The sequence below is a fragment of the Zongyangia hominis genome (assembly GCF_014385095.1).
Classification (GTDB): domain Bacteria; phylum Bacillota; class Clostridia; order Oscillospirales; family Ruminococcaceae; genus Zongyangia; species Zongyangia hominis.
The window spans coordinates 52,382-68,819 of record NZ_JACRTC010000004.1; the positions used below are offsets into that span (position 1 = coordinate 52,382).

Here is a 16,438-nt window from a genome sequence, read left to right on the forward strand (position 1 = left end):
ATTTCAGGATTGTAGCTTATTTGCAATCGCCGTATTTGATGGCTGCCTGCGCCGCTGCCAGACGTGCGATGGGCACGCGGAAGGGAGAGCAGGAAACATACGTCAGACCAATCTTGTGGCAGAACTCGACGGAGGAAGGATCGCCGCCGTGCTCACCGCAGATGCCCAGCTTGATGTCGGGGCGGGTCTGACGGCCCAGTTTCGCGGCCATCTCCACCAGTTTGCCAACGCCCTTCTGATCCAGGCGTGCAAACGGATCGGACTCATAGATCTTCTTGTCGTAGTAGGCGCCCAGGAATTTACCGGCGTCGTCACGGCTGAAGCCAAAGGTCATCTGGGTCAGGTCGTTGGTGCCGAAGCTGAAGAACTCGGCCTCTTTGGCGATCTCGTCGGCAGTCAGAGCAGCGCGCGGGATCTCGATCATGGTGCCCACTTTGTAGCTCATCTTCACGCCGGAATCAGCGATGACTTTATCGGCGGTCTCGGTGACAACACCTTTGACATAGGCGAGCTCTTTGATTTCGCCAACCAGCGGAATCATGATCTCAGGAACGATGTTCCAATCGGGATGTTTTTTCATCACATTGATCGCGGCCTCGATGACAGCTCTGGTCTGCATGGCGGCGATCTCCGGATAGGTGACGGCCAGACGGCAGCCACGGTGACCCATCATGGGGTTAAATTCATGCAGGGAAGCGATGATGCCTTTGAGGGCCTCAACAGTCATGTTCATCTCTTTGGCCAGGGCGACGATGTCCTCCTCAGCGGTAGGCAGGAACTCATGGAGCGGGGGATCCAGGAAGCGGATGGTGACAGGCAGTCCCTGCATCGCCTCGTACAGGCCCTCGAAGTCGCTGCGCTGCATGGGCAGGAGCTTCTCCAGCGCTTTCTCTCTCTGCTCCACGGTCTCGGAGACGATCATCTCACGCATGGCCGGGATTCTGTCTGCGTCAAAGAACATGTGCTCGGTGCGGCACAGGCCGATGCCCTGCGCGCCGAAGGAAGCGGCCTTCTGCGCGTCGGCGGGGGTGTCGGCGTTGGTGCGGACCTGCAGGGTTCTGAATTTATCGGCCCAGCCCATCAGACGGCCGAAGTTGCCGGAGATGGCGGCGGGGACGGTGGGGATGGCTTCGCCGTAGATGTTGCCGGTGGAGCCGTCCAGGGAGATATAATCGCCCTCTTTGTAGGTGCGGCCATCCAGGGTGAAGCATTTGTTCTCTTCATCCATCTTGATTTCGCCACAGCCGGAGACACAGCAGGTGCCCATACCGCGGGCGACAACGGCCGCGTGGGAGGTCATACCGCCGCGCACGGTCAGGATGCCCTGTGCGTAGTGCATGCCTTCGATGTCCTCAGGGGAGGTCTCCAGACGGACCAGGATGACTTTTTCGCCCTTCTTGGCCCACTCGGTGGCGTCCTCAGCGGTGAAGACAACCTTGCCGCAGGCAGCGCCCGGGGAAGCGGCCAGCGCAGAGGCGACGGGTTTGGCTTTTTTCAGCGCCGCTGCGTCAAACTGCGGATGCAGCAGGGCGTCGAGGGATTTCGGATCGATCATGGCGACGGCTTCCTGCTCGGAGATCATGCCCTCGTCCACCAGGTCGCAGGCGATCTGGAGAGCAGCGGCGGCAGTTCTCTTGCCGTTTCTGGTCTGGAGCATATAGAGCTTTCTGTCCTCGATGGTAAACTCCATATCCTGCATGTCGCGGTAGTGGTTCTCCAAAATGCCGCAGATCTTGACAAACTCGTCATAGCACTGGGGCATGACTTCTTTGAGCTGGTCGATGGTCTGGGGAGTTCTGACGCCGGCGACCACGTCCTCGCCCTGGGCGTTCATGAGGAACTCACCGAAGAGTTTCTTTTCGCCGGTGGCGGGGTTGCGGGTGAAGGCCACGCCGGTACCGGAGTTGTCGCCGGTGTTGCCGAAGACCATCATCTGTACGTTGACGGCGGTGCCCCAGTCGGAGGGGATGTCGTTCATTCTTCTGTAATAGATGGCGCGGGGGTTATCCCAGGAACGGAACACGGCCATGATGGCGCCCATCAGCTGCTCCTTCGGGTCGCTGGGGAAGTCCACGCCCTTTTTGGCTTTGTACTCTGCTTTGAACTGGCGGGCCAGCTCTTTCAGATCGTCAGCGTCCAGCTCGGTGTCCAGCTTGACGCCCTTTTTCTCTTTCATCTCGTCGATGAGTTTTTCAAAGTAGGCTTTGCCCACTTCCATAACAACGTCGGAATACATCTGGATGAAACGGCGATAGGAGTCGTAGGCGAAGCGGGGATTGCCGGTTTTCTTGGCCATGACTTCTACAACTTCGTCGTTTAACCCTAAGTTGAGGATGGTGTCCATCATGCCGGGCATGGAAGCTCTAGCGCCGGAACGGACGGAAACCAAGAGGGGGTTCTCCATGTCGCCGAATTTTTTGCCGGCGATCTGCTCGAGTTTTGCCAGGCACTCATAAATCTGCTCCTGGATATCGTCGGCGATCTTCTGGCCGTCCTCATAATAACGGGTGCAGGCTTCGGTGGAAACGGTGAAGCCCTGAGGAACCGGCATGCCCAAATTGGTCATCTCCGCCAGGTTGGCGCCCTTGCCGCCGAGGAGCTCACGCATTTTGCCGTTGCCCTCGGAGAACATATACACGTACTTTTTGCTCACTACTGATCTACCTCCTGAAATAATATTGCCCTGGATTGGCAATGGCGGGAGCGGTCTTACACATTCTACCGCGCACCCGCTTTTCGCACTCCTGCTCAACGTCCCTTCCCGATGGAAGAGACATCCCAAAGCGCCCGAAAAACCGCATGTTCTGCCGTTTTTAGGCGCTGGACAGGCTTAAGTATTAGTATAGCAAATCCGAGGGCCGTTTTCCATAATTTTAAGAAAAAACTTCTTATTTTTATTCGTTTTCACTGAACTTCACAACTTTTCTCCGGTTTTTGCAAGAAACCCTTGCAAACCGACGGGAAACTTGCCATAATATTTATCGTAAAGAATTATGCCTATCTGTTGATTTGCGCCCGGGAACCACCCTGTTTGCGGGGCTTTCGTGCTGTCAGGGAATCGGACGGAACGGGACGCTTCGGCTTTGACGGGGAGGGGCTTGTCTCCCCTGAACGGGCACGCAAATCGGATGCCATCATCATCTTTAAAGGGAGGCGGATTGATTGAACGACGTTTGCGCTCTGATTTTGGCCGCGGGCGACGGGAAACGAATGAAGTCCAAATATCCCAAAGTGCTCTGCCGGGTGCTGGAACGGCCCATGATCCAGTGGGTGCTGGAAAGCGTGCGCCAGGCGGGTATGGAACACATCTGCGTCATCACTGGACGGGGCGGCGACCTGGTGCGGGAAAGCTGTGAGGGCTGCTCCTTCGCCGAGCAGGCCGAGCGGCTGGGCACCGGACACGCGGCGGCCCAGGGCATCGGTTTCCTCCGGGAGCATCCGGGGGATGTGCTGGTGCTTTGCGGCGACGCGCCCTTCATCGACGCCGGCACCATCGAGCGCGCCCATGTCCTCCATACGAAGACAGCTTCGGCGGTCACCGTGATCACCGCCAGCCTTGACGACCCCACCGGCTACGGCAGGATTGTCCGCCGGGGCGAGGAGATCGCCGCCATCGTGGAGCAGTCCGACGCCACCGAAACCGAGCGGGCCATCAAAGAGGTCAATTCCGGTGCCTACTGGTTTGACGGCGCGTTTCTTATAGAGGCGCTGGGACGCCTGACCCCACAAAACGCCCAGGGGGAATATTACCTGACCGACACGGTGAAAATCGCCGTGGAGGAGGGCAGGCGGGTGAGCGGCTATCTTTCTCAGAACCCGGACGTCATCCTGGGCGCCAACAGCCGCCAGGGTCTTTATGCGCTCACCGAAATCGCCCGGCGGAAGGTCATCGAGGACCACATGGAAAACGGCGTGGAGTTTGTCTCCCTCGACGGCGTACTCATCGCCCCCGGCGTAAAAATCGGGCCGGACACCCGGATTCTGCCGGGCACCATCCTCCTGGGGGACACCGTCATCGGGGAAGACTGTGTCATCGGTCCCCAGTCCCGGATTGAAAACAGCGTCATCGGCAGCGGCAGCACCATCAACGCCTGCCAGATCTACGATTCCAAAGTGGGAGAGGGCGTCAAGATGGGGCCCTTCGTCCACATCCGGCCAAACAGCGTTATCCTCGACAAGGTGAAAATCGGCGACTTTGTGGAGATTAAGAACTCCCAGATCGGCGAGGGAACCAAGGTGCCCCATCTGACCTATGTGGGGGATTCCGACGTGGGAAAAGGCGTCAACTTCGGCTGCGGCTGCGTCACCGTCAACTACGACGGGCGGGTCAAATCCCGCACCACGGTGGGGGATCACGCCTTCATCGGCTGCAACACCAACCTGATCGCCCCGGTCAAGGTGGGGGACGGCGCTTACACAGCGGCCGGGTCCACCATCACCGAGGACGTCCCGGACGGGGCCATGGCCATCGCCCGGTCCCGCCAGGAAAACAAGGCGGGCTACGCTGAGAAAAAACTCAAAAAATAGCGCTATTCCAGCGCGGTAGCGTGCCTATCCTCTGGCGCCGCTCTCCGCGGCGGTCCGGCGTCCGTCCTTCATCGGCGGGACGGCGCGCTGGTTCTCTTCCTTTGCATCGGTTGTCCGGCAGCGCCGGGCATAGAAATATAAGAAAAATATCGGCTAGGAATAAAAATGAAAAGGGAGTCAAAAATATGAATCTTCACGGCAAGGATATCAAGATTTTTTCCGGCAACTCCAACAAAGAAGTGGCATACCGGATGGCCAAGGAGCTGGGTTTACCCGTGGGAAAGAGCGACGTGGTCACCTTCTCCGACGGCGAGATTTCCTGTTCCATCTTTGAATCGGTGCGCGGCTCCGACGTCTTCGTGGTCCAGTCCACCTGTCAGCCGGTCAACGACCATCTGATGGAACTGCTCATCATGATCGACGCGTTCAAACGGGCCAGCGCCGGACGGATTACCGCCGTCATCCCCTATTTCGGCTATGCCCGTCAGGACCGCAAGGCCAAAGCGAGAGACCCCATTTCCGCCAAGCTCTGCGCGGACCTGATCACCACCGCCGGCGCCGACCGGGTGCTGACCATGGACCTGCACGCGCCCCAGATTCAGGGCTTTTTTGACATTCCTGTAGATCACCTGCTGGGTGTTCCCATCCTGGTTCCCCATTTCATTGAAAAGTTCAAAGACCACAAGGAAAACATCGTCGTCGTCTCCCCGGACCTGGGTTCGGTGGGCCGCGCCCGGAAATTTGCCGAGCGGATGGACTGCCCCTTGGCCATCGTCGACAAGCGCCGTCCCAAGGCCAACGTCAGCGAGGTCATGAACATCATCGGCGACGTCAAGGATAAGACCGTCATCCTGGTCGACGACCTCATCGACACCGCGGGCACCCTCTGCAACGGCGCCAACGCCATCGTGGAAAAGGGCGGGGCCAAAGAGGTCTACGCCTGCGCCACCCACGGCGTCCTGTCCGGTCCCGCCATCGAGCGCATCGAGGCTTCCGCCATCAAGGAGCTGGTCCTGCTCGACACCATCCCCCTGGGCGACAAGCACTGCGACAAAATTCGGATGATTCCGGTGGCTCCCGTCTTTGCCGAGGCCATCGAGCGCATCTACGAGGATAAGCCCGTCTCCCCCCTCTTCGTCTAGGCGGCGAGCCGCCGCTCCCAAATCGCGCTTTAGCGCACAGGAATACATAGTCGCGTGATACGCGGCGCCGGCTGCGCCGGAGCATACCGCGCCGTGGCGCAAAGAAGTACATAGTCGCGGGTGGCGCGATACCGGCTCCAACCAAACCCAGGGCGCGGCTTCCTGTCCCGGTAGGGACCGCGTCTGCCTCGCCGGTAGGCGCCACCTCCCGGTGGGGGACATCGCGCTGTGGCGCATGATTTCACATCGTCGCGTGATACGCAGCACCGGCTGCGCCGGGGCATGCCGCGCTGAAGCATCGTTTGCAACGCCAGCGCGGGCGGCGCGACACCGTCTCTAACTAAACCCAGGGCGTGACAACCCGACCCGGAAGGGGCCGCGGGCGACGCGGCGCAGTTTCCAACCAAACTTAGGGCGTCTTCCTGTCCCGGAGGGACACAACTTCATAAAGCAAAGCAGCGGGGTAGCGTACTATCCCGCTGTGTTTGGCGTGGGGCAAAAAATGCGAATTTTGGGCTTTTTGCCCTGCAACGTGTGAAAAAGAGAGGAAAAAGAAGATGAACAGCAGCTTAGACCGGCTCTTCGAGCTCATCAGTTCCAAGCGGCCCCAGGTTCCCGTGGGCCCGGTGGAATACATCATCGTGGGCCTGGGCAACCCCGGCAGCAAGTATGACGGCACCCGCCACAATACCGGCTTCATGGCCATTGACCGGATTGCCGAACAGTATCACTGCAAAATCGACCGGCTGAGGTTCAAGGGCCTGTGCTGCGAAGCGGTGATTGCGGGGAAAAAAGTGCTCCTACTCAAGCCCTCCACCTTCATGAACCTTTCCGGCCAGTCGGTGACCGAGGCCGCCTCTTTCTATAAGGTGCCCATGGACCGGGTGGTGATCCTCTTCGACGACATCTCCCTGGAACCCGGTTCCATCCGGGTGCGGAGGAAGGGCACCGACGGGGGCCACAACGGCATTAAGAACATCATCTATCTTTCGGGCCGGGACGACTTCCCCCGGGTCAAGATCGGCGTGGGCAAAAAGCCCCACCCCGACTACGACCTGGCCGATTGGGTCCTCTCCGGCTTTAAAAAAGAGGAAGTGGAGCCGATGAAAAACGCCTTCATCCTGGCCCAGGGCGCGGTGGAGCAGATTGTGGCCGGGAACATCGACAAGGCCATGAACCTCTATAACGGCACCGGCCGCAAGAAGGCGGAGAAAAAGCAGGCGCCTGAAAAGGGCCCGGCGCCCGCTGCTAAAGGAAAGTCTGCACCGGAAACAGACGCGCCACCCTCTATGAACAATTATCCCGCGCAGGGAGAGGGCGCGCCTGCCTCCCAGGGGCCCGGCAACGGCCGCTCCCAAGGCTCACCGGCCCGGGACACCGCCCCGGAAGCCCCGGCGGACACAAAGGCAAAAACGGATGCCGTCCAGTCCTAGTGCCCGGCGGTGAAAACCGCTGACCGGCAGCCGATCACATTCGATATGAAACAGGAGGAGACCATGAAACATCTTGCCCATTTGCTCACCGCGCTGGAGGAATACCGGCAGTATTCCGACGCTGTGGAAAGGCGTCAGCTCCCGGCGGTGCTCACCGGCCTTTCCGGGGTCCACAAGGCGCTGATGGTTTACGCCTCCTGCGTCAACCTGGAGTCCCCGGCCCTGATCCTCTGCCCCGACGAGGCGTCCGCCACCCGGCTTTGCGAGGACATGAACGCCCTCTTTGAAGAAAACCGGGCACTCGTCTACCCCGCCCGGGACTTCACCTTCCGGGACGCGGACAGCGTCTCCCATGAGTATGAGCAGGCCCGGCTTTCGGTGCTGGGCAAGATTCTCAGCGGAGAGTGCGACATCGTCCTGTGTTCGGTGGAGGCCCTCACCCAGCTCACCATCCCGCCCAAGCGCTACCGGGAGCTGGCCTTTGAGATCGCCGCGGGCGGGGAGTACCGGCTGGAAGCGCTCTTGGAGCGCCTCGTGGGGGCGGGCTATGTCCGGGCCGACCAGGTGGACGGCATGTGCCAATTTTCGCTGAGAGGCGGCATTCTGGACGTCTTCCCCCCCGACAGCCCGAACCCCGTGCGCATCGAGTTCTGGGGGGACGAGGTGGACACCCTGTCCTACTTCGACGTGGGCACCCAGCGCCGTCTCGACCCGGTGGAGCGGGTGAGCGTCTCCCCGGCCCGGGAGGTTCTCTTTTCTTCCCCCGACGAACTCATGGAAAAACTCGCCGAATTGCGCGCTTTACAGCGGGGGAAGGCCGGGAAGCTGGCCAAGGTAAACATCGACCGGGACATGCAAAGGCTCCGGGATCACCTGACCTTCGCCAGCTTCGACCGCTTCCTACCCCTGGCCTATGGGGAGGGGGCGACTCTCCTCGACTACCTGCCCGACGCCCTGCTCTTTGTCTCGGACTACATCAAAATTCGGGAGACCCAGAAAAACCTGCTCTGGCAGCGGGACGAGGACCTTAAAATGCTCTTTGAGGAGGGGGTTCTCTACCGGGGGCTGGACCGGTACGATTTGGAGCGGGGACAGCTCCAGCAGGCCCTGTGCAGCCGCCGCACCGTGGTCCTCGAGACCTTCGCCCGCTCCCTGCCGGAACTCCCCGTCAAAACGCTTCTCAACTTCGACGCCATCCAGCTTTCGGGCTGGAGCGGCGAGATCAAATATCTCTTGGACGACCTGCGCGGGTTCCTCGACCGGAAGTATTGCGTGGCCGTCCTGGCCGGCACCCGCCGGGCGGCCCAGGCCCTTGTCTCCGACCTGCGCAAGGAAGGCTTCCCGGTGGACTTTGCCGAGGACGTCAAGTCCATCGTCTTCGGCCGGGTGTATGTGCTGGAGGGCGGGCTCTCCGGCGGCTTCGACCTCCCCGGCATCCGGTTTGCCCTCATCACCCAGTCGGCGGCCCGGCGGGTGGGGGAAACGAAGCGCAAGCGCCGTCCCAAGGCCCCGGGGGACAAGATTAGCTCCCTGGCCGACCTGACGCCGGGGGACTATGTGGTCCACATCTCCCACGGCATCGGCGTCTTCGAGGGCATCCACAAGATGGACATTCACGGGGTGGTCAAGGACTATATCAAAATCCGCTACGCCGGGGCCGACACCCTCTATGTGCCGGTGACCCAGCTCGACTTGGTGAGCAAGTACATCGGCCCCAGGGAAAACGGCAGCATCCGCCTCAATAAGCTCAACTCCACCGATTGGCAGAAGACCCGCAGCCGGGTCAAAAAGGCGGTGGACGACATGGCCGACGAGCTTATTAAGCTCTACGCCAAGCGGATGCAGGTCAAGGGCTACGCCTTCTCCCCCGACAGCGAGTGGCAGCGGGAGTTTGAGGAGCACTTCCCCTATGAGGAAACCGACGACCAGCTGCGGTGCATCAGCGAACTGAAGGGGGACATGGAGGGAACCGTGCCCATGGACCGGCTTCTGTGCGGCGACGTGGGCTTCGGCAAGACCGAGGTGGCCCTGCGCGGCGCCTTCAAATGCGTCTTAGACGGCAAGCAGTGCGCCATTTTGGTGCCCACCACCATTCTCGCCTGGCAGCACTACAACACCATTCTGGCCCGGATGGAGGGCTTCCCGGTGAACGTGGAGATTCTCTCCCGCTTTAAAAGCCCCAAGCAGCAGCAGGAGATCGTGAAAAAGCTCGCCCGCGGGGAGATCGACATCATCGTGGGCACCCACCGCCTCATCCAAAAGGATGTGCGGTTTAAGGATTTGGGTCTTGTGATCATCGACGAGGAGCAGCGCTTCGGCGTGGCCCACAAGGAGCGCTTCAAGGAGCTGAGAAGCACGGTGGACGTCCTCACCCTGTCGGCCACCCCCATCCCCCGGACCCTTTCCATGGCCATGTCGGGGATGCGGGACATGTCGGTCATCGAGGAGGCCCCCTCCGACCGCCACCCGGTGCAGACCTATGTGCTGGAATATAACCGGGGGGTCATCGGGGACGCCATCAAGCGGGAGCTCAGGCGGGGCGGCCAGGTGTTCTACCTCCACAACCGGGTGGAGACCATCGACCGCTGCGCCCTGCGCATCCAGGAGATGGTCCCCGACGCCCGCATCATGGTGGCCCACGGGAAGATGGGGGAGGAGGACCTCTCCTCCATCTGGCAGCGGCTTTTAGACCATGAAATCGACATTCTCGTCTGCACCACCATCATCGAGACCGGCGTGGACGTGCCCAACTGCAACACCCTCATCATCGAGGACGCCGACCGGATGGGCCTTTCCCAGCTCTATCAGCTCCGGGGCCGGGTGGGGCGGAGTAACCGGAGGGCCTTCGCCTACTTTACCTTCCAAAACGGCAAGGTCCTCACCGATGTGGCCGCCAAGAGGCTCTCCGCCATCCGGGAGTTTACCTCTTTCGGCTCGGGGTTTCGCATCGCCATGCGGGACTTGGAAATCCGGGGCGCGGGCAATATCTTAGGCGCCCAGCAGCATGGCCACATGGAGGCGGTGGGCTATGAGATGTACCTCAAACTTCTTTCCGACGCCGTGGCCCAAAAGCGGGGCGACGCGCCCGAAACGCCGGTGGAGGAATGTCTCATCGACATCCGCATCGAGGCCCACATCCCGCCCCGCTATATCGAGAACCAGACCCAGCGCATCGAGGTCTACAAGCGTATCGCGGGCATCCGATCCTATGAGGACAGCCTGGACGTGATGGATGAGCTCATCGACCGCTTCGGGGAGCCGCCCGCGTCGGTCAAGGGCCTCATTGATGTGAGCCTCATGCGGGGCACCGCGGCGCGGATGGGCATCACCGAGATCACCCAAAAGAATAACGAGATCGTCTTCTCCCTCTCCCGGGTGGACATGAATATGATCGGGGCCCTGGTCAGCGAGCTGCGGGGCCGGGTGCTGCTCAGCGCCGGACAAAAGCCCTACCTCACCGTGAAGATCGCCGACAAGCAGACGCCGCTTGCCGCCATGCGGCAGATTCTCTCGGCCATGGATATGGCAAGCGCTCCCAGGGAGAGCGAATAAGCGAAAAACTTCTCAATAAATCGTGAATTTTCACAGCTTTTCTGGACTTTTTCGCCCCGGACGTGTATAATTTTATTTTATCAGCGGCATTTTCTACGGAAAGGCCCGCTTTGTGAAAGAATGTAAGAAAATTGGGAGGAAATCAAATGAAACTCGGAAAGAAAATTCTTGCCGCGGTCATGGCAATGTGCATGGTGGCACTGACGTTTGCCGGATGCGCCGGGCAGGATACCACGTGGATCGCCACGGATAAAGAGGGAAACAAAGTTCCCATCGGCATCTATCTCTATCAGCGGTTTGAAGCCTACACCGAGGCGCTGGATCTGGCGGAAGACAAGGGCAGCGATGCCTGGGGCCAGCAGATCGAGGGCAAATCCTGCTATGACTGGGTCAACGACAAAGCCACCCAAGCGGTCAAGGAGTATGTGGCCGTGGAGGAGAAATTCAAAGAGGGCGGCTATACCCTGGCCGAGGAACAGCAGGCCTATGCCGAGCAGCAGGCGGCCAACCGCTACAACTATTACAGCGGCCTCTATGACGCCAACGGCATCAGCCTGGATTCCATCACCGCCATCTATCTCAACAATATGAAACGCAGCGTCATCTTCCAGGAGACCTATTCCCCCGGCGGCTCCAAGGGTCTTTCGGAGGACGATCTGAAAAATGAGCTCAAGGATAACTACCTGCGCTTTAAGGTGGTCATGGTCTCCAAGGACGACACCGAGGGCAAACAGCTGGGCGAGGAAGACCTCAAAAAGGCGGAAGCCTCCCGGGATGAGTATCTGAAGCGCGCCCAGGCCGGGGAAGACTTTGACAAGCTCATCATCGAGTCGGAGGACGTCTATCTCAAAGCCAAGGCGGGCGACGAGAATTACGAGCCCACCGATTCCGATTACGGCCACAAGCACACCAACAAGGACGCCCATCTGACCATCATGAGAAAAGACAGCACCAATGCTTCCGCGGACCTGCTCGACGCCATCGCCAAAGCGGCCAACGGCACTTTCGGCAAGGCGGAAGACACCGATTACTACTATGTGTTCCAGAAGCTGGACATTACTGAAGAGATCGACACCACCATCAAGACGCTGGAAGCGCAGCTGACCAGCGACCTGAAAGCCGACGATTTTGATGTAGAGGTGGCCGAGTGGGCTGAGAACACCCAGATGACCTTCAATGACAAGGCCATCAGCCAGCACAAAAATAAGCAGTTTAAGAAAGGGAAAGCCGCCGCATAGCTTTCCCCTTGCGATAACGAGAGAAAGCCGCGCCGTAGGGCGCGGCTTTTTTGCTGCCCTGGACACAGGGGGCCCTACCGACGGCTCGTCTTTCCAGCGCGGCTTTTTGACGTCCTGGGCACAGGGGTCTCTACCGGCAGTCCCGTCTTACCAGCGAGACTTTTTGCTGCCCTGGGCGCGGATGTGGCGCCGATGCTTTCCTTGCAGCTTTTGGCCGAATCGGTTCCTTTTTTCTTTTTTCATGGGATGCAACAAATTCTGCGGGCCCCCGCACTATATGATTAGAAGAGCCCATGAAACATCCAGTGAGGAGGGACGCCGATGAAACCGATGAAAACCATTTTGCTTGTCTGCCTGGCCATTTTGGCCTTTGCCCTTGGCGGCTGTCAAAAACGGCCGGCGCCCACGCCCCCGGAGCAGCTCCCCGCCATCCCGCTGCGGGTGGAGGAAGGGCTCACGCCGCAGGCGGTCTACAATGCCCTGGTGGGGCGACTGGGTCTGGTGGGCTCCGTTTTGGAAAATGAAGGGACGGGTCCTGTCTTCCAGGAGGCTCAAATGTATACCGTCCGCGTCGACCAATCGTCCGCCCCGGCGCTGTATATCTTCGCTTTCACCGACGCCTCCCAGGCCCAAAAAGCGTTGGAGGGTTTCCTCGGCCAGGACTTGACAGGGAGCGGTTTCGATCAAACCAAAATATACCAAAAGGATAATCTTCTGGCTATTTATACAGGAAGTAGCAACGAGGCCTCCGAGGTATTGGCTGGCATGATGGATATCGCCCAGGTCTAAGCAAAAAAGCCGAAATCTTTTGTGATTTAATATTACAAATAGGATAATATGATATAAAATATACTAATTTTAATGCTAAAGCAGACCTGCCGCATACGCGGCATCAAAAAGAGAGGAGCCCACAGGCCCCTCTCTTTTTCGTTTTGGGTAGCTTCAGCCGCCGTACAGGCCCGACCGGATGACCGCGTCCCATCCGCACGCAAAAAAACAGCCGCCTATAGGCGGCTGTTTTTCATTTTTATTCATCCAGCGGCGCGCCGCAGGGTTTACAGTTTTGCAGCTCAATGCCCCGGGCGTCCAGGTCGTTTTTGACGGCCGAATACAGACGGTAGCCGCCGCTCAGGTTCTTGGTCGCAAAGCCATTCTGGCGCAGGATGCACTGGGCCACATAGCCTCTAAGCCCCACCGCGCAGAAAATATGGATTTCCTTGTCCCGTGGCAGTTCATCCAACCGTCCACGCAGTTCGTCCACCGGAATGTTGGAAGCGTTTCCGATGGTGCCTCTGGCGTACTCGCCGGGGGTGCGCACATCCAAAAGATAGGCGTTTTCGGGAAGGTTCCCCAGGTCCTCCACAAAGAAGGGCGTCATCCGGCCCTCCACCACGTTGCCGGCCACATAGCCCGCCATGTTGATCGGGTCCTTGGCCGAGGAGAAGGGGGGCGCGTAGCTCAGTTCCAGCTCCTGGAGGTCAAAGACGCTCATTCCGGCGCGGATGGCGCCCGCCAGCACATCCATCCGTTTGTCCACGCCGTCCCGGCCCACGATCTGGCCGCCCAGCACCTTGCCCTCGGGGGTGTAGAGGAGCTTGACGATCATGGTGCTGCCGCCGGGGTAGTAACCGGCGTGGGAGGCGGAGATGGTGAAGGTCTTTTTATAGGAGATGCCCGCACGGGCGAGGGTGGTCTCATTTTCGCCAGTGACGGCCACGGTCAGGTCGAAGACTTTGGCGATGGCGGTTCCCTGGGTGCCATGGTAAGCTCTGGGGATACCGCAGAGGTTGTCGGCCACCATGCGGGCCTGTTTGTTGGCCGGGCCCGCCAGCGGGATGACGGCGGCGGCGCCGGCGCCGAAGGTCTTGACGCCGATGGCGTCGCCCACCGCGTAGACGTCGGGCACATTGGTTTTCAGGTATTGGTCCACGATGATTTCACCCCGGGGCCCCAGCTCCACGCCGCTGTCCCGGAGGAAGCCCGTCTCGGGGCGCACGCCGATGGAGAGGATCACCAGATCCGCCGGGACCTGATTGCCGTCGGACAAAACCACCGCGTCGGCGGTGATCCGCTGGGCGGTGGCGCCCAGATGCAGATCCAGCCCCTTGGCCCGCAGGTGGTTGTGGACCTCATGGCTCATGTCCTCGTCTAAGCTGGCGATCACGTGGGGAGCCGCCTCCACCACGCTGACCTTAAGGCCTAAGTGGCAGAGATTGTCGGCCATCTCCAGACCGATGTAGCCGCCGCCGATGACCACGGCGGTCTTGGGCGCGTGCTCGGACACATAGGCCTTGATCCGGTCGGTGTCGGGGATGCTGCGCAGGGTAAAGATCCGTTCTTTGCCCTCCATTTCCATGGCGGGGACGATGGGGCTGGCGCCCGGGGAAAGGATCAGCTTGTCGTAGCTTTCGGTGTAGGTCTTATTCTGGGCGTGGTCGAGGACGGTGACCGTCTTTTCCTTGGTGTCGACCGAGAGCACCTCGTTTCGCACCCGGACGTCCACGTTAAAACGGGCGTGGAAGCTTTCCGGCGTCTGCAATAACAGTTCCCACCGGTCGGTGATCACATCGCCGATATAATAGGGGAGGCCGCAGTTGGCAAAGGAGATGTACTCCCCCTTTTCCATCATGATAATCTGCGCCTTCTCGTCGTTTCTCCGAAGTCTGGCCGCGGCGCCCGCGCCGCCTGCCACACCACCAACAATGACTGTTTTCAAAAAAACTACCTCCCTTTCTGTTCCAGCCGCGCTGGGTCTCATCTGTATGGATGTTCCCGCCGGCGGCGCCCGTAGGGGGAAACCCGCTCCTTCCTTGGGAAAAACAAAGGATTCCCTGCCGGCGTCGCTTTCAGGTCTTTGCCCCTATTATAGCACGTTTTTATCTCCCTTCGCTAGCTCAATTTGTCATAACAAAAAGATTACTTTCACCATGGACGGCTATACGCGTCCGGAAAGCCGCTTGCGCGCCGCCCGCGGCGAGCTAGTCTTCCCCATAATCCCCATCAACAAATCCATTGGATGTCCCGTGTACCGCTTTAGCTTTGCGTCTGCACAGGGACTTGAGCGGATCAATACTGGATACCTCAAAGAATACCGGCCGGGCGCATCATTTCTACGAAAAAGCAGGATTCCAAAAAATAGAAGCGGCGGCTTTGCCGGTACAATATGACGATCCCTATTAAGACAGCGGCTTTTTCGGCTGATCCTGCCTGAATAAATACTATCAAAACAAAAACGGCCGCGTCACCCCCCCCTTTAAAAGGAGGCAACGTCGGTCGTTTGTTTTTTATAGTTGCGCTGTTTCCTCCGTGCTCAATAGGCTGAAGGACGGCGACGAACTCAAATCCTCCGGCTCATAGCCGTGTTCTATTAAAATATCTTTCGCAATCCGGTATTCGCTTTGCATAAAGGCATGGACTGTCTGTGAAAAACGCTCCGCGTCGTTCTCCAAAACGGCCGCTATGACGGCCTGGGTAAATGCGATCAGAGTCTGGTCAAGGCCCGGCATCTCTTTCCTGTATTTCGCCATGGGATACCCCCACAGGTTCAGGCCATAGAGCTTCCCGTAAATTTCTTCAATAACCTGCAGCGGACTGTGCTCGGCGACAAAGGCGAAGATGCTCTGCGGGGAGATATAATACCGTTTGTTCCGCAGGTATCCTTCCAGCAAATCCACAAGCTCTGCTCTTTCCTTTTCGGAAAAAGCCTGCAGCGCCATACGCATAACGCCTTTACAAGATTCCGCAAGCAGTTCGAACGACTGAAGATAATAGGCCATGTTACGGCGGATTTTGGGAATGGTCAGATCCGGCGTCTGTTCTATTTCAGAACCGCTAAGCATTAAAATACGGGTGCCTTTGCCGTTGATGGACTGCGTGGCGCCCAGCTGGTTGAGCACGCCGATGGTCCGCCGCATGGTGCTGACGGATACACCGTATTTTCCAGCCAGTTTTTCGTAGGATGGCAGAAATTCCATTCCCTGAAAATCACCCAAATAGACGTCATGGATGACCCGGATTGCCAGGCTGCCGCAAATTTCAGGCCGGTCGCGGTACACCTTCCACACAAACGGGAGCGGCTCTATATTTGGTTGTTCCGGAATCCGGGCATTGATATAGGAAATGATCTGCTTGGAAACGTCCAGCTGAAACGCAAGATGTGCTTCATAAATGTGCTCCGGGTTTTGGTCTCTGCCGGCGGAAATTAATTCCTTTAATCTCTTGCGGCTGGTTTCAGCGTCGTACAGCCGGTGCCCCTTGTCCTCCATGGGAAACGGAAGGCCGAGGTACAGGGTACTTTCCCAAAACAGGTTCATGACAAGCGGGTTTTGCGCTTTTTGCAGGATATAGCAGAACAACCGCATCTGATCCTCCGGGTCCGGCTGTTCTGCCAGCCGGGTGAGAATCGCGAAGTCCTGTTCGTCCATCCGGCAGAAGCTCTTGACCATCATCGGCAGAACCACCAGTTCCGTGGACTGGTAGAGGTCGGGGATCACGGCTCTGCGCTCTGAAAAAAAGCGGACGGCATAGTCGTTCAACTCCCCGTCGC

At 59.0% G+C, this 16,438-nt stretch carries 9 protein-coding genes; 6 read left to right on the forward strand and 3 right to left on the reverse strand.

Going from position 1 to position 16,438, the window contains the following annotated elements; translation table 11 throughout:
• Positions 1–16: 16 nt before the first annotated feature.
• The gene (gene ppdK, locus H8709_RS06955; RefSeq protein ID WP_262397660.1) at positions 17–2,653 is read right to left on the reverse strand and encodes a pyruvate, phosphate dikinase; all 2,637 of its coding nucleotides are present in this window, start codon (positions 2,651–2,653) and stop codon (positions 17–19) included.
• 509 nt (positions 2,654–3,162) lie between these two features.
• On the opposite strand from ppdK, the gene glmU reads away from it, so the two are divergent.
• The 6 genes from glmU to H8709_RS06985 all read left to right on the forward strand — a co-directional run bounded on the left by glmU (position 3,163) and on the right by H8709_RS06985 (position 12,681).
• Complete coding sequence (gene glmU, locus H8709_RS06960; RefSeq protein ID WP_262397661.1) at positions 3,163–4,527, forward strand: bifunctional UDP-N-acetylglucosamine diphosphorylase/glucosamine-1-phosphate N-acetyltransferase GlmU; 1,365 nt, start codon at positions 3,163–3,165, stop codon at positions 4,525–4,527.
• Positions 4,528–4,712: 185 nt separating this feature from the next.
• Positions 4,713–5,669: a ribose-phosphate pyrophosphokinase gene (locus H8709_RS06965; RefSeq protein ID WP_262397662.1), complete on the forward strand. Its 957-nt coding sequence runs from the start codon at positions 4,713–4,715 to the stop codon at positions 5,667–5,669.
• 557 nt (positions 5,670–6,226) lie between these two features.
• On the forward strand, positions 6,227–7,102 hold the full coding sequence (gene pth, locus H8709_RS06970; RefSeq protein WP_316248751.1) for an aminoacyl-tRNA hydrolase: 876 nt from the start codon (positions 6,227–6,229) through the stop codon (positions 7,100–7,102).
• 63 nt (positions 7,103–7,165) lie between these two features.
• Positions 7,166–10,654: a transcription-repair coupling factor gene (gene mfd / locus H8709_RS06975; RefSeq protein WP_262397663.1), complete on the forward strand. Its 3,489-nt coding sequence runs from the start codon at positions 7,166–7,168 to the stop codon at positions 10,652–10,654.
• Positions 10,655–10,800: 146 nt separating this feature from the next.
• Positions 10,801–11,892, forward strand: a complete 1,092-nt coding sequence (locus H8709_RS06980; protein ID WP_262397664.1) for a hypothetical protein — start codon at positions 10,801–10,803, stop codon at positions 11,890–11,892.
• A 321-nt stretch (positions 11,893–12,213) separates the two neighbouring features.
• Positions 12,214–12,681, forward strand: coding sequence for a hypothetical protein (locus H8709_RS06985; RefSeq protein WP_262397665.1), 468 nt, complete (start codon positions 12,214–12,216; stop codon positions 12,679–12,681).
• 238 nt (positions 12,682–12,919) lie between these two features.
• Here the strand turns inward: H8709_RS06985 and H8709_RS06990 are convergent, their stop codons facing one another.
• Positions 12,920–14,608, reverse strand: a complete 1,689-nt coding sequence (locus H8709_RS06990) for an FAD-dependent oxidoreductase (RefSeq protein WP_262397666.1) — start codon at positions 14,606–14,608, stop codon at positions 12,920–12,922.
• Positions 14,609–15,176: 568 nt separating this feature from the next.
• A complete protein-coding gene (locus tag H8709_RS06995; protein WP_262397667.1) occupies positions 15,177–16,316 on the reverse strand; it encodes a GntR family transcriptional regulator in 1,140 nt (379 codons plus the stop codon).
• Positions 16,317–16,438: the final 122 nt, after the last annotated feature.